This window comes from Lysinibacillus mangiferihumi (assembly GCF_003049665.1).
In the GTDB taxonomy this organism is placed as follows: Bacteria; Bacillota; Bacilli; order Bacillales_A; family Planococcaceae; genus Lysinibacillus; species Lysinibacillus mangiferihumi.
In genome coordinates, this window is record NZ_PYWM01000003.1 from 157549 (window position 1) to 177802 (window position 20254).

General features: G+C 37.5%; 22 protein-coding genes. 15 read left to right on the forward strand and 7 right to left on the reverse strand.

The window, feature by feature from the left end; all coding sequences use genetic code 11:
- Positions 1 to 99: 99 nt before the first annotated feature.
- Positions 100 to 732, forward strand: coding sequence for a 50S ribosomal protein L25/general stress protein Ctc (locus C9J37_RS04480; protein WP_107894421.1), 633 nt, complete (start codon positions 100 to 102; stop codon positions 730 to 732).
- 64 nt (positions 733 to 796) lie between these two features.
- Here the strand turns inward: C9J37_RS04480 and C9J37_RS04485 are convergent, their stop codons facing one another.
- Positions 797 to 1423: a YczE/YyaS/YitT family protein gene (locus C9J37_RS04485; RefSeq protein ID WP_107894422.1), complete on the reverse strand. Its 627-nt coding sequence runs from the start codon at positions 1421 to 1423 to the stop codon at positions 797 to 799.
- Between the two features lie 159 nt (positions 1424 to 1582).
- On the opposite strand from C9J37_RS04485, the gene C9J37_RS04490 reads away from it, so the two are divergent.
- Both C9J37_RS04490 and ade read left to right on the forward strand, forming a co-directional pair.
- Entirely contained in the window at positions 1583 to 2005 is a 423-nt protein-coding gene (locus C9J37_RS04490; protein ID WP_107894539.1) for a pyridoxamine 5'-phosphate oxidase family protein, read from the forward strand.
- Between the two features lie 248 nt (positions 2006 to 2253).
- Positions 2254 to 3999 (forward strand): adenine deaminase, encoded by a 1746-nt coding sequence (ade, locus tag C9J37_RS04495; protein ID WP_107894423.1) that lies wholly within the window; start codon positions 2254 to 2256, stop codon positions 3997 to 3999.
- A 44-nt stretch (positions 4000 to 4043) separates the two neighbouring features.
- Here the strand turns inward: ade and C9J37_RS04500 are convergent, their stop codons facing one another.
- A complete protein-coding gene (locus C9J37_RS04500) occupies positions 4044 to 4601 on the reverse strand; it encodes a flavodoxin family protein (protein ID WP_107894424.1) in 558 nt (185 codons plus the stop codon).
- An 86-nt stretch (positions 4602 to 4687) separates the two neighbouring features.
- Positions 4688 to 5713 (reverse strand): S-layer homology domain-containing protein, encoded by a 1026-nt coding sequence (locus tag C9J37_RS04505; RefSeq protein WP_107894425.1) that lies wholly within the window; start codon positions 5711 to 5713, stop codon positions 4688 to 4690.
- A 379-nt stretch (positions 5714 to 6092) separates the two neighbouring features.
- Between C9J37_RS04505 and C9J37_RS28160 the strand changes: the two genes are divergently transcribed.
- From C9J37_RS28160 to C9J37_RS04560, 11 genes are all read left to right on the forward strand, one after another.
- The gene (locus tag C9J37_RS28160) at positions 6093 to 6257 is read left to right on the forward strand and encodes a hypothetical protein (protein WP_162832707.1); all 165 of its coding nucleotides are present in this window, start codon (positions 6093 to 6095) and stop codon (positions 6255 to 6257) included.
- Positions 6258 to 6931: 674 nt separating this feature from the next.
- A complete protein-coding gene (locus C9J37_RS04515) occupies positions 6932 to 7846 on the forward strand; it encodes a metal ABC transporter solute-binding protein, Zn/Mn family (RefSeq protein WP_107894540.1) in 915 nt (304 codons plus the stop codon).
- Positions 7847 to 7854: 8 nt separating this feature from the next.
- Complete coding sequence (locus C9J37_RS04520) at positions 7855 to 8604, forward strand: metal ABC transporter ATP-binding protein (protein WP_107894426.1); 750 nt, start codon at positions 7855 to 7857, stop codon at positions 8602 to 8604.
- Entirely contained in the window at positions 8598 to 9470 is an 873-nt protein-coding gene (locus tag C9J37_RS04525; RefSeq protein ID WP_024361024.1) for a metal ABC transporter permease, read from the forward strand. Before C9J37_RS04520 ends, C9J37_RS04525 begins: the two co-directional genes overlap by 7 nt.
- Positions 9467 to 10336, forward strand: coding sequence for a metal ABC transporter permease (locus tag C9J37_RS04530; RefSeq protein WP_107894427.1), 870 nt, complete (start codon positions 9467 to 9469; stop codon positions 10334 to 10336). Before C9J37_RS04525 ends, C9J37_RS04530 begins: the two co-directional genes overlap by 4 nt.
- A gap of 247 nt (positions 10337 to 10583) precedes the next feature.
- Positions 10584 to 11042 (forward strand): VOC family protein, encoded by a 459-nt coding sequence (locus C9J37_RS04535; protein WP_107894428.1) that lies wholly within the window; start codon positions 10584 to 10586, stop codon positions 11040 to 11042.
- A gap of 144 nt (positions 11043 to 11186) precedes the next feature.
- A complete protein-coding gene (locus C9J37_RS04540; protein ID WP_107894429.1) occupies positions 11187 to 12374 on the forward strand; it encodes an MFS transporter in 1188 nt (395 codons plus the stop codon).
- 135 nt (positions 12375 to 12509) lie between these two features.
- Complete coding sequence (locus C9J37_RS04545; protein WP_107894430.1) at positions 12510 to 13211, forward strand: copper amine oxidase N-terminal domain-containing protein; 702 nt, start codon at positions 12510 to 12512, stop codon at positions 13209 to 13211.
- An 18-nt stretch (positions 13212 to 13229) separates the two neighbouring features.
- The gene (locus C9J37_RS04550; protein ID WP_107894431.1) at positions 13230 to 13469 is read left to right on the forward strand and encodes a hypothetical protein; all 240 of its coding nucleotides are present in this window, start codon (positions 13230 to 13232) and stop codon (positions 13467 to 13469) included.
- Positions 13470 to 13483: 14 nt separating this feature from the next.
- A complete protein-coding gene (locus C9J37_RS04555) occupies positions 13484 to 14389 on the forward strand; it encodes an FAD:protein FMN transferase (protein ID WP_107894432.1) in 906 nt (301 codons plus the stop codon).
- Positions 14383 to 14949 (forward strand): ferric reductase-like transmembrane domain-containing protein, encoded by a 567-nt coding sequence (locus tag C9J37_RS04560; RefSeq protein WP_107894433.1) that lies wholly within the window; start codon positions 14383 to 14385, stop codon positions 14947 to 14949. Before C9J37_RS04555 ends, C9J37_RS04560 begins: the two co-directional genes overlap by 7 nt.
- A 70-nt stretch (positions 14950 to 15019) precedes the next feature.
- Here the strand turns inward: C9J37_RS04560 and C9J37_RS04565 are convergent, their stop codons facing one another.
- Both C9J37_RS04565 and C9J37_RS04570 read right to left on the reverse strand, forming a co-directional pair.
- A complete protein-coding gene (locus tag C9J37_RS04565) occupies positions 15020 to 16258 on the reverse strand; it encodes a sensor histidine kinase (RefSeq protein ID WP_107894434.1) in 1239 nt (412 codons plus the stop codon).
- Complete coding sequence (locus C9J37_RS04570; RefSeq protein ID WP_024361015.1) at positions 16248 to 16928, reverse strand: response regulator transcription factor; 681 nt, start codon at positions 16926 to 16928, stop codon at positions 16248 to 16250. The genes C9J37_RS04565 and C9J37_RS04570 overlap by 11 nt, the downstream gene beginning before the upstream one ends.
- Before the next feature lie 330 nt (positions 16929 to 17258).
- Between C9J37_RS04570 and C9J37_RS04575 the strand changes: the two genes are divergently transcribed.
- The gene (locus C9J37_RS04575; RefSeq protein WP_069513218.1) at positions 17259 to 17561 is read left to right on the forward strand and encodes an antibiotic biosynthesis monooxygenase family protein; all 303 of its coding nucleotides are present in this window, start codon (positions 17259 to 17261) and stop codon (positions 17559 to 17561) included.
- 112 nt (positions 17562 to 17673) lie between these two features.
- Here C9J37_RS04575 and thiD read toward each other — a convergent pair whose 3' ends face one another.
- A complete protein-coding gene (thiD, locus tag C9J37_RS04580; RefSeq protein WP_107894435.1) occupies positions 17674 to 18495 on the reverse strand; it encodes a bifunctional hydroxymethylpyrimidine kinase/phosphomethylpyrimidine kinase in 822 nt (273 codons plus the stop codon).
- Positions 18496 to 18716: 221 nt separating this feature from the next.
- The gene (locus tag C9J37_RS04585) at positions 18717 to 19922 is read right to left on the reverse strand and encodes a DUF418 domain-containing protein (RefSeq protein WP_107894436.1); all 1206 of its coding nucleotides are present in this window, start codon (positions 19920 to 19922) and stop codon (positions 18717 to 18719) included.
- Positions 19923 to 20254: the final 332 nt, after the last annotated feature.

Consider the following 20254-nt stretch of genomic DNA (forward strand, 5'->3'; position numbering starts at 1 on the left):
GAAGTAGAAAAGAATAGTTAATCGTATAAAAGGTATAAAAATCAACATATCGGGCAAAACCTTTTATGAGACTAGTTTTCACGAAAGGGGAAAATGCTAATGAGTACCATTTTAAATGCTACAACACGTCATAAAGGACAACGTTCAACACTAACAAAACTAAGACAAAGTGGTGCCATTCCTGGCGTTGTTTACGGTTATCAAATGGAGCCGACGTCGATTTCACTAGACGCAAGAATATTTGCTAAAGTATTAAGTGAAATTGGTAGTAAAAGTGTCTTTCAATTAGATGTGGAAGGCAAGAAAATAAATGCCGTGTTAAATGAAGTCCAGCGCTGTGCATTAAAAGGTCATGTGAAGCATGTTGACTTTAAATCAATCAATATGTCAGAGGAGCTAGAAGTCGATATTTCTGTTTCCGTTGTAGGGGAAGCGATAGGTGTAAAAGATGGTGGTTTCCTGTTACAACCAAATCGTGATATACGCATTAAAGTGCAACCTTCGGAAATACCAGAAACGATAGAAATCGATGTAACCAATGTTGCTATTGGGACTTCGCTGTATGTGGGGGATATTCGTCAAAACTTCCATTTTGAAATTCTCAATGAAGATGACTATACATTAGTGTCCATTACACCACCACCAGCAGAAAATGAGCAAGAGGAAACAGTAGATGGTACACCTGAGGTAATAGAGGCAACTGGACAAAATACAGCTGAGCCGAGGGAATAAAAAGTGTCGTATCCATGTAACTAAAAAGGAGCCATAAAAGGCTCCTTTTTACATTTGTATGATTTTAAATAATCGCGCTCTTCACACCAGTCCATTTTGTAAATAATTTCTCGTTATAGGCTAATGCTACTTGTACAATAGGGCCGAGACCAAAAGCCATTAGGACTGTTCCTACACCAATAGGGCCTCCGAGGAAAAAGCCGATGATCGCTACTGTTACTTCCATCAAAGTACGAGCACGCGTGACACTCCAGCCAAGCTTATGAACCATCAGAAGCATTAATGTATCTCGTGGGCCAATACCTAGATTGGCTACCATATACATACCACAGCCCCAGCCAAGTAAGAGCAATCCAGTGAGGTAGGCAAATAATTGCATCCAAAAACCCTCAATATCAGGAAGCCAGAAGTTGAAGATATCAATAAAAATACCAGCTAAAAACATATCTACAAATGTACCTGGCAAAGGAAACTTCTTCGTCACTAACATATCGAAAGCTAAAATGGCTAAGCCAATAAGGATGGACCAAGTGCCAATCGTTAGACCAAACGTTTTGGCTAAACCTATATGTAAGACATCCCATGAACCAACGCCAAAAAATTGTCCTTTAATCGTTAACGTGACCCCAAATGATAATACGATAATGCCAACAATGAAAAACAGACATCGTGTAAAAAAAGCTTGTTTCATTTTTAAAACCCTCATTCTAAAAAATTCATGTTGTCTAACAAAACATTATAGCAATAGTTTTGAAAAAACCTCGAAAATAGTCATTTCATATTTTTCAAAAAATGCGGGTTTAGCTTATGGATGGAGGGGTAAAATAACAATATGAAAGGATGGGATGAAATGACTTCGGTACGTGATGAAATTTTAGAAGTATTAAATCGAGAAAAAATAGGAACGATGGCAACCGTTGAAAATGGCAAGCCTTATTCACGTTATATGACATTCCAAAATGAAGACTTCGTGTTGTATACCGTAACAAATAAGCATTCGGAGAAAGTCGAGGAGCTATCGAAAAATCCGTATACACATATTTTATATGGCTACGACAATGGGGGATTTGGTGATACCTTTGTTGAGATAGAAGGGAAGTTAACGGAAATTCAAGAGGAAGGTTTGAAAAATAAATTAGCAGAATTTTTCACAGGAATTTTCATTGGCAATAAAGATGAAATGGTAACACTTAAAATTGAACCCATTCGTATGCGATTGATGAACAAAAAAGGTGAGCCACCAAAAGAGTTAGAATTTACAAACGACCATTGATAGATGGTCGTTTTTTATACCGCAAAGTACCTACCATAGTGCACACCTATAGGAGTCATCGCCTCCGTTCCACTCAAGAACTTTACCGCTAACGGCTTCAAGCGTAAGAACTAGTTTATAATGGTGAGGAAATTATCCTATTGAAGGCATTGTGACAAGGAAATAGAAGGTGAAACAATCTTCATGACTTGAATCTCCTTCATTATTCATGCATGATAGGTCATAAATGAAAAGGGAGTGTGCTCAATATGGTAGAAAAACTACAGCAACTAGCAAATAACATAATCGCATCACAGGGGAAACTAGAGGCGGATTTTATTTTGCGCAATGCCCTTGTTGCCGATGTTTTTACATTAACTTGGAAAAAGGCCGATGTTGTTGTGAAAAATGGGCAAATTATCGCCCTCGATACCCAAAATCGTTTTACTGCTAATAATGAGGAAGATGCTGCGGGTCATTATGTAATTCCTGGGTTAATTGATGGGCATATACATATTGAATCTTCTATGCTTACACCAGCTGAATTTAGTCGTGTCCTTGTTCCTCATGGTGTTACGACAGTCATCACAGATCCACATGAGATTGCCAATGTCGCAGGTGCAGAAGGTATTCAGTTTATGCTAGATGATGCTAAAAAAGCTGAAATGGATATTTTCGTTATGTTACCGTCAAGTGTGCCAGGCACTCATTTTGAACATGCAGGTGCAACTTTGACAGCAAAAGATTTAGCACCCTTTATGACCAATGACCATGTTCGTGGTCTGGCAGAGGTGATGGATTTTCCTGCTGTGTTAAACGGCGAAGCCAGTATGCTTGAAAAAATCTTGTTAGCCCAACAAGCAAATCTAGTTGTAGATGGCCATTGTGCAGGCTTAACAAGCGCACAAATTACAGGCTACCGTGTGGCAGGTATTCATACCGACCATGAATGTGTGACAGCGGAAGAGGCGTTAAACCGTATAGAGCAAGGAATGTACGTATTAATTCGTGAAGGCTCCGCAGCAAAAAATTTACGTGACTTATTACCAGCAGTAAATACAGTAAATGCCCGCCGATTCGGTTTTTGCACCGATGACAAGTATGTCGATGAATTAATGGATGAAGGTAGCATTAACTTTGACGTGAAAATGGCCATTGCAGAAGGGATGGAACCATTGCAAGCCATTCAATTAGCGACCATTAATGTAGCAGAGTGCTATCGATTATACGATCGGGGTGTTTTAGCACCGGGCTATAAAGCAGACTTTATAGTAGTAGAAGATATAAAGGAAATGCGTGCAAAAGCGGTCTGGAAAGATGGAATCAAAGTCGCTGAAGATGGTGAAATGTTAACAGCTCGTGCGCAACTAAAAGTGCCGGCACATATTCATCAATCTGTACATTTGCCAGCCATGACAACTGATATGCTTGCCATTCCGTTTACAAAAGGCACGACAGCCAATGTTATGGAAATTGTCCCTAATCAACTGATTACGAATCATTTGGTAGTAGAGGTGCCTGTCAAAGATGGTGTGTTTGTACCATCTGTAGCGCAGGATTTACTAAAGCTTGCCGTCATTGAGCGTCATCATCAATTGCATACGACAGGGCTAGGTATCGTGAAAGGCTTCGGTTTGCAAAAAGGAGCGGTTGCAACAACGGTAGCCCACGACTCACACAATGCGTTAGTCATTGGAACGAATGATGCAGATATGGTAATGGCCCTCAAGCGTATTCAAGAAATTCAAGGTGGCTTTGTTATTGTGGCTGACGGTCAAATTCTAGCAGAAATGCCGCTAACAATCGGTGGATTAATGACGGATGTAACGGCAGCTGAAGCTAAAAGCCAATTAGCAAGTCTACACAATGCACTCCATGAACTTAATCCTCATTTAGATTTCCATTTTCTTTTAACGTTTTCGTTTGTGGCCCTACCTGTTATTCCAGCCTTAAAGTTAACGGATACAGGTTTATTCGATGTAACAACGTTCCAACATATTTCAGTAGAGGCATAGCCATAACAAACGACCTGAAAGCATCATGCATTCAGGTCGTTTGTTCATTTGGAGGTGATGCGGGCTCGAATCTGTTTATTTAGCAATGTTGCCTGTGTCAGAGCTAACGCATCATGTGCTATATCACCAGGTTTATTGGCCTTTCCGATAATGTATGATGAAAAAGGCATATTTAAAAAGTTAAAAATATAGTGGAATTGTTGAATCATCGGTAAGCCTTTTATTCGTGGATCATCGCCACCAACAGCAAGCACAATTGCTTCTGTTGTCTGGAGCTGTTCTTTCAACTGTGGAAAACGCTCATCACGAATGGCATGACTTAGACGGTCAATTACATTTTTCATGATTCCAGACATGCTATACCAATAAATCGGTGTAGCAAAAAGAACGATATCACTTGTCAATAATGCTTGAATAACATGGTCGTAATCATCATCTACATACTGAAAGCCTTGTGCTTCATGGCGTAAATCATGAATGGGCACAATATTCAAGTCCTTTAAATATAACTTTTCATGGGAGATCCCTTCTAATACATAGTTGGCAAGTTCCTCACTATTGCTGTGTTGTCTTGAGCTACCAAACAAAGCGGTAATGCGCATATTATTCCTCCTCAAATCAAATTAAGCATAGTGTATGCTACTTCTACCTATCGTATTTTCATTGGACATTAGTGTTCCGCCTTTGTTTATTGCTTTTTTAATGTGCCTGAAAAGTTCGTTCCTTCATCATGTGCAAATCGGCAATCTACTTCAATAATTTTAAGTGCATTTTTAAGTTGTTCAAATTCAAGCACACAGCGGTTCCCATCGTCTGATTTGTTCATGATAGCCTTTGTGCTAGACGTGATGGTAGCTGTACCTTCTACGCTACCAGACTGTTGTCCATCGCTTGCTGTCAAAGAAATGTTGAAGCTCTTGCTTGTAGCATTTGAAATAATAGCATCACGGCGATTAAAATCAGTCGCTCCTTTGCCCCATTTATAATAATACGTATACGTCCCTTCCCATGCACTGTTAGATGGTGCTACTTGTTGCATCGATTTATCGAGTTGCTTTTGCCCATTAACCGCTCGTGCATTTAATGAAACGTTACTTTGGTTTTCGTGAATGTTTTGTGCATCATCAGAAATCGTATAAAAATTCCTTGAATCCATGCGGTGAAGCAATGTCACAACTTGCGCGCGTGTCATTTGGTTTGCAACGCCAAAAAACTTTTGTAAATCACGATTTTCATACTTGGGGTTTTGTCCAGTGGAAATATAGGAATCAAGTAAAAATTGAATGGATTCATTAAGACCGCGTTTGCCCTCTGCAAGGTGGGTGATTGCTTGTGCAACGACACCACGTTTTATTGCTGTTGCTCGAATATTGTTATGAAAATACCCGTTGAGCGGTACACCGTAACTAGCTAGACGATTATAATACTCATCTGCCCAGTTCCCAGCAGTAGTCTGCTTTTTTAACTCATCATATGGGGACTCTAGTTCGTAATAATTAGCAAGTAACTTTGCAAATTGTTGCTCCGTAATGGTTGCATTCGGCTTGAAGGTACCGTCCGCATAGCCATCGATAATGTCATATTCTTCTGCCCACAAAACCGCCTCGTAAGCAAAATGGTCTTCCGTTACATCTGAAAAACCGGCTGCCTCCACTTTGTAGTTCCCAGCAACGATAAGTAATGAAAGCAATAATATACACACTAATTGTTTCATTATCATACTTCCTTTCTAGCTGTAATTATATTTAGTTTGCAGGATATAGATGGAAACTGCAAATGTTTCTATCAAATAATTCAAGATCATGTCAATTTTACTAGTGAATATGATGGGCTACATTGTACGAACGATATAACGGAAGATATCAGCGATTTTCAACTATAGCTTTTACACCGTTACAACTGGATAGCCATCTCTAATTTTTATAAAACAATGCACAAAAAGTAAAGGTGATTTATGATGGGCGCATAAAAAATGTGTGCAAGAAAAAAATTTTTTAAAAGAAATTTTTATAAAACAGTTGAAATTTCTTTTCATTAAGCATATATTTTTCCTAAGGGAAACAAAATATCGCAAACGAAAGAAGAGTGACTGTATGAAAGAGTTAGATGATTTGAAACTAACAATTCTTCCGCTAGGCATACTAGTGTTTTTGACGATGTTATGGAAAATGACCCAATCAGTTGGTGTAGCGATTTCAATCATTATATTTTGGATGGGCTGGAAACAGCTTATGAAAAAATTCATGATAAATAATTAATACGCCATACAAAGCGGCGTGATTAGAAAAAAGATGAAATACACATCTGTCCAAACGGAAAATGGAGAAATGTTTACGCAAGTTGCTGCGAAAGCGTCTCTCGAAAATTATAAAAAGTATAAGGAGGGAAACCGTTTCGTCAAAACAAGCAACATTATAAAACAACTCATAGTAATACGTTTACTTCCATGTAATTAAACGAATAACCGCATCATCATCTTCAGCAGAAAACGACTAAGAGTGGGAAAATTAAGCCATCGATTAAAGTTGCAGTTGAACAAGAGGCTGATAAAAAATAGACATCTTTCGCAAGGCATTGGGCAACAGAAGCTGTGTGAAATTCAAAAGACAATAGCAATTAAATGCACACAATATTTTTTGATAGAAACAGTTAAGTGTTATCCTTCTTTAGAAATTTGCAGTGGCAAGCTCATAAAAAAGCATCCACAATGGAAAGAATCTATCAATGTGATGGGGTAAGCGTGGACTCATACCGGCTTCCCAATTAGCTTTACCGTTAGTCGATTAATCGCACATTATACGGTTAAAATGTAGGATTCGTTGCACCACAATGCTAATAAAGATAGTAGCTTCGGCAAAATCTCAGGCTCGATGGTGCAAGAAGTAAACGAAACGCTATAGCGTTTTATAAGGTTTTGACGACGGTAATGGTAATGAAACGTTTTTTAGGTGTAATGGTTTTAATGATGTTACTTTTCGGTTGTAGCGCAGAAAATAGCGCAACGGAAAAAAAAGAAGGAGTCGTTGTTGCAACAACGGGGCATATTGCCGATGTGATTAAAGAAATTGGCGGTGACCATTTAACTGTTTCGGCATTGATGGGGCCTGGTGTAGATCCACATTTATATAAAGCAACACAGAGCGATTTATCGAAGTTAGAAAACGCCGAAGTTATTTTTTATAACGGTCTACAATTAGAAGGACAAATGCTCGATATCTTTGATCAAATGTCCAAAGATAAAACTGTGCTAGCTGTTGGGGATAGGTTAGATAAAGCAAAGCTACTCGATAGTGAAGATGAAGGGCTTCTACATGATCCGCATATTTGGTTTAACATTGACTTATGGAAACAAGTTGTGGATGCTGTAACGAAAACGCTTGTAGCAGAATATCCAGCGTTTAAAGATGACTTTAAAGCAAATGAAAAAACGTATTTGGAAAAATTAGATGAACTACAAGCGTACGCTAAAAAGCGCATTAGTGAAGTGCCAGATAAGCAACGAATATTAGTAACAGCACATGATGCATTCAACTATTTCGGAGAGAGCCAAGGATTTGAAGTTCGCGGCTTACAGGGGCTAAGTACAGAAGCTGAATATGGTGTGAAAGACGTTCAAGAAATGGTGGACTTTTTAGTAGATAACAAAATTAAAGCGATTTTTGTAGAGTCAAGTGTTTCCGATAAAGCGATGAAAGCTGTTATTGAAGGGGCAAAACAAAAAGGGCATGAAGTTGCCATCGGTGGCGAATTATTCTCAGATGCAATGGGCGCTGAAGGAACAGAAGAAGGCACATACGTTGGGATGTATCAACATAACATCGACACTATTGTCGATGCATTAAAGTAGGTGAAAAAATGAATGCATTAACTGTAGAAAATTTATCGGTTGCTTATGATAAGAAAACCGTTTTAGAAAATGCCAACGTCACAGTGCCTAGCGGTCGGCTTACAGCAATTATTGGGCCAAATGGAGCGGGAAAATCGACGTTCTTAAAAGCGATATTAAATCAATTACCAAACAAGGTAGGAAAAGTAGAGATACTAGGAAAGCTATTCGATCCAAAAAGTTTAGTCGTGGGATACGTCCCACAGCGCAATGCCGTTGATTGGGATTTCCCGACGAATGCACTAGATATTGTGCTAATGGGAAGATACGGACATACTGGATTGTTTAAAAGACCATCTAAACAAGATAAGCTTTTAGCAAAGCAAGCTTTGGAAAGTGTAGGCATGCAAGATTTTGCACAGCGTTCCATTGGTCAATTATCAGGAGGTCAACAGCAACGTGTATTTTTAGCACGGGCTTTAGCACAAAATGCTAATATCTATTTCTTAGATGAGCCATTTGCTGGTGTTGATGCCGCTACTGAAAAAACAATTATTGATATTTTAAAAAGCTTAAGGGAACAAGGAAAAAGTATATTTGTCGTTCATCATGATTTACAAACAGTAAAAGAATATTTTGACTACACAATTTTATTAAATAAAACGATATTAGCATCCGGTGCAACGGAAGAAGTTTTTACACCAGAACAATTACAAAAAACATACGGTGGCAAACTATTCATGATGCAAGACATGTTAGGAGCGAACAGCCTATGTTAACGGGAAACTTGCTTTGGGTATTAATGGGTACGATGTTGCTTGGGATTGCTGCTGGAATAACAGGTACTTTTTCCTTTCTTCAAAAACAAAGTTTAGTGGGTGATGCTGCAGCACATGCAGCATTACCTGGCATTGCCTTAGCATTTTTATTAACAGGGCAAAAAGATTTACCTATATTAATGCTTGGGGCAGGTATAACATCAGCTTTGTCTGTCTACTGTATCCAATGGATTGTTTCATTTTCGAAAATGAAAGCAGATGCTGCTATTGGTTTAGTGCTAACGGTATTTTTCGGGGTAGGCGTTGTATTTTTAACGGTTGTCAATCATAGCCCGTTAGGAAATCAGAGTGGCCTTAACAATTTTATTTTTGGTAAAGCGGCAACGATGACAAAAGCGGATTTAACATGGCTGTTTTTAAGTGCAACAATTATTATAATAGTTAGTTTGTTATTTTATAAGGAATGGAAACTATTAATCTTTGATCCCATGTATGCAAAGGGGATAGGCTTACCGATTGAAGCGTTAAAGGCGACGTTAACCGTTTTGATTGTAATGACAATTGTAACGGGCATTCAATCAGTCGGTGTTATTTTAATGTCAGCGTTGTTAATCATTCCTGCTGTTAGTGCCAAATTATGGACAAGGAAGTTAAGTTCAATGCTTGTAGTTAGTGCAGTAATAGGTGGTGTGTCAGGGATTGTTGGAACCTTTATTAGTTCTACGCGTACAGGCTTATCAACAGGACCTTTAATTGTTTTAGTAGCTGCTGCCATTTTCTTTTTATCTTATTTATTTAGTCCAGCAGGGCAAATGTATAAGTACTTTAGAAAAAAACAGTTTCGAAAGCAAGGTGAAGTAGGATGATTGAATTATGGGTCATTATCACAGGTCTTCTGGTTGGTATTACATGTGGGATGGCTGGCGTCTTTTTAATATTACGTAAAATGTCGATGATCGCAGATGCTATTAGCCATACGGTGCTGTTTGGGATTGTGATGGCATTTATCATTACGCAAACATTAAACGGATTTTGGATGCTATTAGGTGCAGCGGTTGCTGGCATTTTAACGGCATACTTAGTGCAGTTATTACATTCTTCAGGTATACAGCAAGATGCTGCAATAGGTGTTGTCTTTACGACGTTATTTGCTGCAGGTGTTCTGCTAATTACATTGTTTGCTAGCCATGTGCATTTAGATGTTGAGCATATCTTAATGGGCGAAATCGCATTTGTTCCTTGGGATAAATGGACGTTCTTTGCCATAACAATGCCAAAAGCTGTCTGGATACTATTGCTTGTATTATTGATTAATATAGGGTTCCTATTATTATTCTTTAAGGAAATGAAGCTTGCAACCTTTGATAGCCTTTATGCAGCGTCCATTGGTGTGCCAATACTTTTCTTACATTATGGTTTTATGACGTCCATTTCTTTTACAACTGTTGCAGCATTTGATAGTGTTGGGGCAATTTTAGTAGTGGCGATGTTAATCGGGCCTGCTGCCACAGCCAATTTAATTAGTAAATCAATTAAACAGATGTTCTTATTCAGTATGTTATATGGAGGGGCAGCGGCGATTATTGGCTATTATTTGGCTAAATTTTGGGACACGTCCATTGCAGGCATGATGGCTACGGCGGTCGGTCTATTATTTATCATGACGTTATGCGCTCAAAAATTTATGGACTATAAACGAAAAGCACTTGTTAGTAAATTAGAAGGGGTTTAAAGTGTAGGTGCTGTTTGACCCCGAATTTTGACATATGTTAAGGGATAGTCACTTTAGATAGTAAAAAAATGAGGAAGAGATGGGGCTTTTAAAACCCATCTCTTTATTTTGTTTTACAGTGTAGTAACACATCTGTATGCTAGCAAGCCCGCTAATTACTATAAAAAAGCACATTTCATCCTTTAGCACGATTTTCCCTTTTTCAAAAAATAGTATACTTTTGTCATTATTCATAAGGGGAGAACACATGATAAAAGGATTATATGAAGCACATTTACCCGTTAGCGATTTACAACAATCCATTATATTTTACGAAAAGCTAGGGCTTGAATTAGCTTATGTGCAACAGCAATTCGCCTTTTTCTGGATTGTCAAAGGACAAAGTTGGATAGGTTTGTGGGAATGTAAGGAAGAGAAATTAGACTACCATCCGTCTATCCGACATCTCGCTTTTAAAATAGACGAAGAGGATGTAAGACGAGTGAAACAATGGTTACAATCCATTGGCATTGAAATACGAACAGCATTTGGCTTTACGCCCTCACAACAGCCGCTCGTCTTACCCAATCATCCACATGCCCATGCGGCAATCTATTTTGCCGATCCAGATGGCAATTCTATTGAGCTAATTACGCCATTAAGATTGGATGTTGCTGAAGAATTTCCAATGATGTCTTTAGCAACATGGTACAACAGGGATAAGTAGCGAAAGTGATACATAAATCAAGAATAAAGGAGTTTGCACACGTCGATAAAATACCAGATTTGTAAAATTATATGTACGATTATTTATAATTTTGTTACGATGGATGTTATAAAAATTTAATATTGGGCAACGAGGGGAGACAGCATGTGGGGAAAACGTAATGTTTGGATTATTTTAGTAGGTGAATTTGTAGTAGGTCTTGGCTTATGGGCTGGAATTATTGGCAACTTAGCATTTATGCAAAAAGTCGTGCCGTCAGATTTCCATAAATCATTAATTATTTCAATTGGTATATTAGCTGGTCTTGTTGTCGCACCACTCGCAGGGCGGTTGATTGACCAATCAAAGAAAAAAACAGTTATTCAGTTTGCGAGTGTAGGTCGTATTCTAAGTGTGTTCTTTATGTTTATTGCACTGTATACCAACTCTGTAATATGGATGATATTATTTTTAATCACGTTACAAATTGCAGCAGCCTTTTATATGCCTGCTTTACAGTCCATTATACCATTAGTTGTCAAAGATAAAGATTTAATGACTTTGAATGCATGGCAAATGAATGCTAGAACGATTTCAAGAATTGTCGGAACCGCTGCAGCAGGCTTAATGTTAAGCTATTTTGAGTTGAAATGGTTATACATTGTTTCACTAATTGTGTATATTATCATGTATTTTATTACAAATAGTTTAAAGCTTGATGAAGCGGTAAATGTATCTGTCAATGACAAGGAAAAAGGTAGATTTAAGGACGTATACCCGATGCTAAAGGAGCATCCAGTCGTATTAATGACACTCGTTTTAATGTTAATTCCGACATTATTTTTGGGCTCTTTTAATCTAGTCATTATGAAAATCACTGAAATGCATGAGTCCACAACTATTTCTGGTTTATTATATACAGTTGAAGGAATTGGCTTTATGTTAGGGGCTGCGGGGCTCAAATATATTGCTGAGCGCGTCAAAATAGGGACATTATTATTCGGACTTGCATTTATTATTGGTTTAATGGAGCTCATGTTATTGCTAGCGGATAGTACGTTTTTTGCTTTATTAACATTCGGACTATTTGGTTTTTCTGTCGGTTGCTTTTTCCCAACAACGATGGTGATTTTTCAAAAACAAGTACCGAAAGAATACCACGGGCGATTCTTTTCCTTCCGCAATATGATTGACTCGGTTGTGTTCCAAATTGTGCTGTTGTCAACAGGTATGATGTTGGATTTAATCGGCTTAAGTGGAATGGGTATTGTTTTTGGTATGATTAGTTTAAGTTTAACCGTAACTTTTTTCCTTTTCTCGAAGAAAAGAAAGGTGATTTTACACGCACATTAAGCGTTACAATGACAAGTTATTTCTATTTACAGGTCAATCTGTATGTGGAAATAGCTTTTTTTGTTTTTTATATGGGAAAATTCAGTTTCCTATCATTTTCATGTCCTACTATTAATGATGGAAGGAGTGAAGGAAATGAAAAACAAAAAAATAAGTGTAGCAGTTAGTTTATTGGTAGTAGGTTTATTAACGAATGGCATGCAGGCTAAGGCAGATGATGACGATTATGATCACGATGGTTATGAACATGAAAAGTATGAAAAATACGATGACCATGATGACGACTATGATCATAATGATGATGATGACTATGACTATGACTATGACTATGACTATGATTATGAGTATGAAGATGATGATGACGACGATGATGATCAATACGAAAATTATGATACAACGAACGTTGTCAATGAAAAAGGGAAATGGAATATATGGACAAGATCCGTTGTTGTCGATAAAGAAGCGCTACCTTTTACGGATTCAAAACAAGTTGTATTAAAAGTGACAGGCACAAATAAAGAGGTAAACTTGTTTGCAATGCCAAAAGACGGAGAAATATTTGTACCTGGCAAGACAGTGGCAAAGCTATTAGGTGCAACAGCGACTTATTACAAAACAAGTGAAATATTGGTTATTCAAAACGCCAATCATGAACTTATTTATCGCGCAGGGAAAAATGTTGCTTACGATAACTACGTAAAAACACCATTACCTGCACATGCTTTTTATTTAAATAATGAGCTTTATTTACCGATTAGTGCCATAACAAATGGCTTAGGCTTTATCGCCGAATGGCAAGAGGAAAATCAACAGTTTGTCTGTCAACCATTAAATTAGGTAGGAGCGTGGAGAACGATGAAAGATTCAAAAAAAGCAAAATGGTTATTAGGCGCATCGGGTGTACTTATTTCTGCTGCATTACTATCACAATTTAATGACACATCGCAAGCTGAAACAACTGATGCTCAATTTTCTAAAATAGAAGAGAAGGCCATGACAAAGAAAGAGAAAGAGCTTGTCCAGCTTGATTGGACAAATTTTGAAATAACAAAACAAACAGCAGTCAAAAGTGAGCGCAAAACGAAAAGAACTTGATAGGGATGATGACAGTGGATACATTGACATTACAAGTAATGAATACGGAATTTTATCTAGCTATAGCAAAGAATAACAAAACGAATTGGAAAGAAAAAGCTGAAAAGTGGCTTCGTTATGTAGCGCAAGAGTGGTCGAGGTTTGGAACGAACAATGAACTATGGCAATTAAATAATTTGGAAATCGGGCAAACATTACAATTAAGTGACGATCTCTACGATTGTTTGGTGCAGGCCAATGACTATTATCTTCGTACAAATGGTTTATTTTCACCGTATTTAAAATTACAACTTGAACAACATGGCTACAATCAATCTTTTCCGTTTACCTCAATTGAAAAGGAGGCAATGTACAACCAACCTATCATAGCAGGTAATCCTTTTCAGTTTTTAAGCAATCAACAAGTTATGAAAATAGCACAGCAAGAAATTGATTTAGGGGGTTTTGCAAAAGGCTATGCTATTGAAAAATTAGCGCAATGGCTTGAGGCGGAGATAGCTCCTGAATACGGTTTAATAGATGGGGGTGGGGATATGAAAATGTGGTCGTCAGGAGAAAAAATATGGACGATTGGTGTTGCCGATCCCTATGATGTGGACAAAGAAATAAGCTCTATAAAAATGGCTTCGGGCGCTATTGCTACCTCTAATCGAATTTATAGAAGTTGGACCCAAGGAGAAAACAGGAAGCATCATTTATTAAATGGTCAAACAGGAAACGTTGCGATCACGGATGTAATACAAGCAACGGTCGTAACATCATCATTATGTGATGCAGAAGTTGGAGCAAAACTTTGCTTTTTAGTGGATGAGACCAAACAGCAACAATGGCTTGAAGCAATATGCGACCGCAGTGCACGTTTTATTGTAAAAGAAAATCAAGCAGGTTACTGGGCAATGACGGGGGAGAGAGTATGTTAACAAGTACATGGGAATGGATTCGGTTATTAGGGTTTTTAGCATATTTTTATTTTACAGTGTCTATTGTATTTGGTTTGTTAAGAAAATCAACGTTTGTCAAATCACATAAAAATTTAATTTACCAAGTTCATCAAAATGCGGGGTGGTTAGGTCTAATAACCGTTGTTGCGCATATGTTCGTACTCATCATCGATAACTACGAACCCTATGCATTAGTGGAAGTGCTACTCCCTTTTTCATCTCATTATCAACCGATTGCCTCTGGACTTGGGATAATTGCTTTTTACTTATTTTTATTAGTACTATTAACTTCAGATTTATGGTTGAAAACGATGAATCGCTCAATATGGAAATCAATCCACTTTCTCGTATTGCCAGCTTGGCTCCTATCTCTTTTACACGGCATACTTATTGGGAGTGATACAGACAACATATATATCCTGCTGTTCTATTTTACGTCCGCAGGTTGTGTTCTCTCAATATTGATAGCAAGAATGGTCAGTCAAGGAAGGAAGACAAAAGACCAAACAGTTCCACAAGCATTAAGGAGCTCAAAATAAAAGCATCAGCTTATTTCTTGAGAGGAAATAAGCTGATGCTGTTGCTTTTTTCAAGCGTATCGAGGAAATGTTATTGAACAGTAAATTCAATATAAAACGTTGAACCTTTTCCTACAGTACTCGTAACATAGATTTTTCCTCCATGCTGTTCCACAATCGCTTGTGCAATGGCAAGACCTAAGCCCGTCCCATTGCGTTGACGGGAAGTATCACTGCGGTAAAAGCGTTCAAACACCATGGCAAGTTCCTGCTCTGGTATACCGATACCACTATCTGCAAGAGCGATCGTGATAAGGTTCGCCTGTTTTGAAAGTGTTAATGTAATCTGACCTTGCTTTGTGTAGGCAATAGCATTATCTAATAGTATATAAAGTAGTTCTTGTATTTTTGTTGCATCGCCAAGTAGTTCAATATTTTCTTCTATTTGTGTACAAAATTGAATGGGTTCGGGCATAATTTTCTGGAATTTAGTACTTATTTTTTCAAGCATAGTAGATAGCTGTAATACTTCTTTATGCGTTAAGCCCTGCTGTTGATCGTGGCGCGCTAAAAATAACAGTTTATCTAACAGTGCTTTCATTAATTGAGCCTCATCTTTTAAATCCGTAATTAACTCTTTGCCAAAAGGAGTTAAATGCTTTGCTTCCTCAAGTTCTAAAATATCGAGTGAACTATAAAAAATACTAAGTGGTGTGCGCAATTCATGAGAGGCATCCGAAACAAACTTTTTTTGTTTATCAAATGACCATTGAATAGGAACCATCGCTTTGCCAGCCATGTAGTAGCTCAGTAACCCGATTAAAATCGTTGAAATACACGCTAATAGTAGCAGTAACTCACTTACTTTTTGAAAAAAGTGATGTTGTGTTGTTACAGATTTCCCAATCAGTATATAACCGACTACTTTTTCATGATAGCTAATCGGTTTTTTGAGTACAAGAAAATGCTGTTCTTTCCATTCGAAACGACGTACGACATCGTGAACTTGACGGTCTTGCGCAAAGACTTTTTCTACTTGTGTTTTAAGCCCTCTAACAGATTCATCCCCATGGATAAATTGATGATCGTTTGTATAGATATAATAAAAATAATTCCGGTTTGGGTCATAGCTCACTGTTTTTTTGTTGTCATTTGCATATTCAAAATAATCATGTTCCTGTTTTATATAAAACGCTTCTAATTCTTGTATTTGTTGATTTTCCATCAATTTAACGAGAGAAAAATAAAGAACAATAATAAACAGCGAAAACAATAAAAAATAGAGTGTGGCATACAAATAAGATAATTTTTTTCTGGTTTTATGAAACATGAGATTCCCTCAATTTATAGCCAATGCCCCGCACATTTTGAATGCGTGATTTGACTTGCCCATCATCAATTTTTTTTCGAACTAGCTTTACTAAAGCATCTAATGAATTGTTGGACACATCATAATCATAGCCCCAAATATAAATGCATATTTGTTCTCTCGTTAGAACACGACCTTTATTTAAAAATAAATATTCAAGAAGTAAAAATTCATTTTTAGTTAATTCTACTTCGGTATTATTAAGTAAAAAAGTCCGCGCATCGACTTGTAAGGTTAAATTATCTACTCTGACAACTTGCTCAATCACTTTATTTTTTCTACGCAGTAATGCCCGCACCCTTGCTAACAGTTCCTCCATCTTAAAGGGTTTTACTAAATAATCGTCAGCGCCACTATCAAGTCCTGTAATGATATCTTCTGTATCGTCCTTGGCAGTTAGCATTAAAATACTGCCATTAAAGCCACTTTGTCGTAACTGCTGACAAACAGCAATACCACTTAGCTGAGGCATCATCCAATCTAAAATCACTAAATCGTACTGTTCAGAAAATGTATTGTTCAGGGCATCCTGTCCATTATCGACAGATGCTACATGGTGGAATTCTTTTTTTAAAATATGAACAATATTTTTACGTAGTCGACTATCATCTTCTGCCAGTAATATTTTCATTTTAGTTCCCTCCTGTTTCCATATTCAAATTATTATACTATGCTAAAATGAAGGCAAACTGAAAAAATAGTATATCATCCTGTTTTTTTCACATTTAGCTATCTTTAGTGTGAACCACCAAGTTATCATTTAGTAAATTGAATCATCAATAGAGATGGCTATCGCATAATGACTAAAAGTTAGTTCTATGGTACATACCTCCATTATAAAGGGTAGTACTACAATGTATACTAACGGAAGTTTGCAGAACTGCCACGACATAGCTTATCGAAATTAAATGGATAGGATTTTTCGTATACAATAGTCGTGAAAGAGGAGGGGGAGTAAAGGATGGATAGTTATTATGCAGTTATTTTCACCTCACAACGGACGGATAACGACAACGAAGGATATGCCAAAATGGCGGATGCCATTGAAGCATTAGCAAAGCAGCAGTCAGGTTTTCTTCGTGTGGCAAGTACAAGAAATGCCGAGGGGCAGGGGATTACTGTATCGTATTGGGAATCGTTAGAGGCGATTCAACAGTGGAAAAACAATGCACAACATGTTGTAGCACAACAATTAGGTAAAGAAAAATGGTACAGTCATTATCATGTAGAAATATGCCAAGTTATGCGTGCATATTCTTTTTAAGGAAACTAGCATTCAGTCTTCAACGATAGCACAAATAAAAAAATCCGCTGTGCCTGCAAAAGGCTCCACACGGATTTTTTTGCTTTTAATAACGATAAGCCATGTTCCATTATTACGAGTATCGAGTTACTGTCATATCATTTTCACCAAACACTTTATAGGCAAGATGGTCAATGGCTCCAGCAACAGTTTCAAACGGTATAGCTCGACGAATGCCAGCAGTAACAAACTTTTTAGCCTGAATAACAGCCTCTTCAACACTTAAACCTTGTGCTAAGCCAGCAGTGATAGCGGCAGAATATGAACAACCTGCACCATTTGTATGGATAGTATCAATACGTGGGGCTTCCAATGTTACCATGCGTACGCCATCATATAATACATCTGTTGCTGGACCATCGAGACGACCACCTTTTACGAGTACAAATTGCGTGCCAAGCTTATGTAAATCACGGGCAGCATCCTGTAAATCAGTGGCAGTCGTCAGTTTTTTACCACCGAGCAAATATTCTGCTTCAGGCATATTAGGGGTCATAATTGTTGCATGCGGTAATAGTTTATCCTTTAAAGAAGACATGGCACCTTCTTCCATTAATGCAGTTCCTACTTTACCGAACATAACGGGGTCAATTACGACATGTTTGACCTGAACAGTAGAGAGCCAGTCTGACACAAGCTCAATGATATCTTTGGTGAATAGCATCCCTGTTTTTAAAGCATCTATGCCAATTTGCGTCGCAATCGTATGGAGCTGTGCCTCAATAACGTCTAACGATTGCGTAAAAACGCCTTGATTAGTACGAGGATGTGTTGCTACAAAGGCCGTAATGGCAGAAGTGCCGTACACCCCTAGTTCTTGGAAAGTTTTTAAATCTGCTTGAATACCAGCTCCGCCACGTGCGGCAGAACCAGCGATTGTCAGTGTTTTTTTCATGTTTCGTGTACTCCTCATCTTTTACGTGAAAGCTAGTTGACGATGTCTTAAAAGTAATTCTATATTACTTTATTGTAATAATAATTGTCGTTATTTTGAAATAGCCAGAAAGTAGAGTTTTTATAATGTCAGTTTAAAGATAAAGCTGAAAATTAAAACATGTATGTGCTAGTCATTAGGAAGAACATACATGTTTTAATGTCGCTATGCAATCAAAGGGATTACGTTAATTTTTGTAGATGGCGTTTCACAGGGATATTGCCAAGTTTACGCCAGATGGTTTCAACTGGACCTTGTTTATATTTTCGTAACCATAAAGTAGAAAATCCAATCATAAACAACGTAATGCCTAGCCAAGATGCGTGGATTAATGGTTGACTATAATGGTTGGATAGGCCGAGTCCCCAATTATAGAACAAAAAGGATGCGATGATATTTTGCGCGATATAGCATGTAAGTGCCATTTTGCCAACATTACTAATATAATGTTGGGCTTTAACGAACTTTTGATGGCGGGCGATTAAAAAGACAAGACCGAGATAACCCAGTGATAAAACAGGGGCAAAAACATAGCGGTCTAAAACGACAAATTGAGTACTGAATAGCGATAGCGCATTTAATGGGATGCCAATGCCTAGTCCAATCCAAAGCAAGCGGTTTTGCAGTCGAATACCGTGTTCATCCATTTTTAATAAACCTTTTCTGACGAGGAAGACACCCAGTAAAAATAAAAAAACATTCATTGGTAAAATCATAATCGCTTCTGAGCGTAAAACCCAAAAATGTTCTAGTCTGTACACAACTTGCTCCCACCATGAAAACCCAGCTATCTCAAGCAATTGATTTTCCTGACGAACTAATGCTGCTTGTTCAGCGATACTACTACGATTAGCACTTATATTGGCATATGGGTTGTTTGGAAACAATGTTCGTGCAAGTTGAGTCGTCATAATTTTGTCCATAAGGAAACCTTCTACAACTTGGTGAAAAAGGTGAATACTAGCTGCAACAAACATACAAATCTTCATGACTCGCTCTGAGCGTTGAATAATAAATGCAACGAGGATACCTGTTAGGGAATAACTCATTAATACATCAAATTCAAAAACAAATATAAAATGAAGAACCCCATCTAAAAAAAGCAATATCATAGACCATAGGTACAGTTTAAACCAAGGGAGCCCCCTATTTTGGAAACTAGCATATTTCAATTGCATGCCAATGCCGAACATAATCGTTAATAAGCCAAGAAATTTCCCGTTCGTCAAATAATCTGAAAACTTAGATATATATGAACCAATCCTTGAAATATCAGTTTCATCTAAATCGACTGAATAGCCAGCTGATCCAAAAATCCAAATGTTTGTTCCCAATGTGCCAATTATGGCTAGTCCTCTCGCAACATCCAATAATTTTATTCTTTCCATCAAAACACCTCTCAAAAAAATATATATAGAACGAAATGATAACGATTTTCATTCAGTTCTCATAAGTAATAAACGCTAAGATGGAAGAAAGGTTTCGTGAAAATAAGCATTTTTCTATATTGATGTAGCCTAAATAAGATTTTATTAGTATAGAAAATAGGTTCGAAAAGAGAAGCGAAAATATTCATCGATTTATCACTAGGGAAATTGTTTGGGGATTTAAGCTTCTAGAGGAGAGAATTTTATAGAACGCGCAAACAAGTTAATGCTTATGTTCTTCCTGCTCCGAAGCGGATAACAGCGTTTAAATGGAAAAAGTGTTAGATGATTTG

Bases quoted from the DNA above. Each gene is read 5' to 3' on its own strand.
- C9J37_RS04570 (WP_024361015.1), bottom strand. From the start codon at position 16,928: ATGAAAATATTACTGGCAGAAGATGATAGTCGACTACGTAAAAATATT.
- C9J37_RS04540 (WP_107894429.1), top strand. From the start codon at position 11,187: ATGTGGGGAAAACGTAATGTTTGGATTATTTTAGTAGGTGAATTTGTA.
- C9J37_RS04575 (WP_069513218.1), top strand. From the start codon at position 17,259: ATGGATAGTTATTATGCAGTTATTTTCACCTCACAACGGACGGATAAC.
- thiD (WP_107894435.1), bottom strand. From the start codon at position 18,495: ATGAAAAAAACACTGACAATCGCTGGTTCTGCCGCACGTGGCGGAGCT.
- C9J37_RS04520 (WP_107894426.1), top strand. From the start codon at position 7,855: ATGAATGCATTAACTGTAGAAAATTTATCGGTTGCTTATGATAAGAAA.
- C9J37_RS04480 (WP_107894421.1), top strand. From the start codon at position 100: ATGAGTACCATTTTAAATGCTACAACACGTCATAAAGGACAACGTTCA.
- C9J37_RS04500 (WP_107894424.1), bottom strand. From the start codon at position 4,601: ATGCGCATTACCGCTTTGTTTGGTAGCTCAAGACAACACAGCAATAGT.
- C9J37_RS04485 (WP_107894422.1), bottom strand. From the start codon at position 1,423: ATGAAACAAGCTTTTTTTACACGATGTCTGTTTTTCATTGTTGGCATT.
- C9J37_RS04585 (WP_107894436.1), bottom strand. From the start codon at position 19,922: ATGGAAAGAATAAAATTATTGGATGTTGCGAGAGGACTAGCCATAATT.
- C9J37_RS04505 (WP_107894425.1), bottom strand. From the start codon at position 5,713: ATGAAACAATTAGTGTGTATATTATTGCTTTCATTACTTATCGTTGCT.
- C9J37_RS04545 (WP_107894430.1), top strand. From the start codon at position 12,510: ATGAAAAACAAAAAAATAAGTGTAGCAGTTAGTTTATTGGTAGTAGGT.
- C9J37_RS04560 (WP_107894433.1), top strand. From the start codon at position 14,383: ATGTTAACAAGTACATGGGAATGGATTCGGTTATTAGGGTTTTTAGCA.
- C9J37_RS04565 (WP_107894434.1), bottom strand. From the start codon at position 16,258: ATGTTTCATAAAACCAGAAAAAAATTATCTTATTTGTATGCCACACTC.
- C9J37_RS28160 (WP_162832707.1), top strand. From the start codon at position 6,093: ATGAAAGAGTTAGATGATTTGAAACTAACAATTCTTCCGCTAGGCATA.
- C9J37_RS04535 (WP_107894428.1), top strand. From the start codon at position 10,584: ATGATAAAAGGATTATATGAAGCACATTTACCCGTTAGCGATTTACAA.
- ade (WP_107894423.1), top strand. From the start codon at position 2,254: ATGGTAGAAAAACTACAGCAACTAGCAAATAACATAATCGCATCACAG.
- C9J37_RS04550 (WP_107894431.1), top strand. From the start codon at position 13,230: ATGAAAGATTCAAAAAAAGCAAAATGGTTATTAGGCGCATCGGGTGTA.
- C9J37_RS04525 (WP_024361024.1), top strand. From the start codon at position 8,598: ATGTTAACGGGAAACTTGCTTTGGGTATTAATGGGTACGATGTTGCTT.
- C9J37_RS04530 (WP_107894427.1), top strand. From the start codon at position 9,467: ATGATTGAATTATGGGTCATTATCACAGGTCTTCTGGTTGGTATTACA.
- C9J37_RS04515 (WP_107894540.1), top strand. From the start codon at position 6,932: ATGAAACGTTTTTTAGGTGTAATGGTTTTAATGATGTTACTTTTCGGT.
- C9J37_RS04490 (WP_107894539.1), top strand. From the start codon at position 1,583: ATGACTTCGGTACGTGATGAAATTTTAGAAGTATTAAATCGAGAAAAA.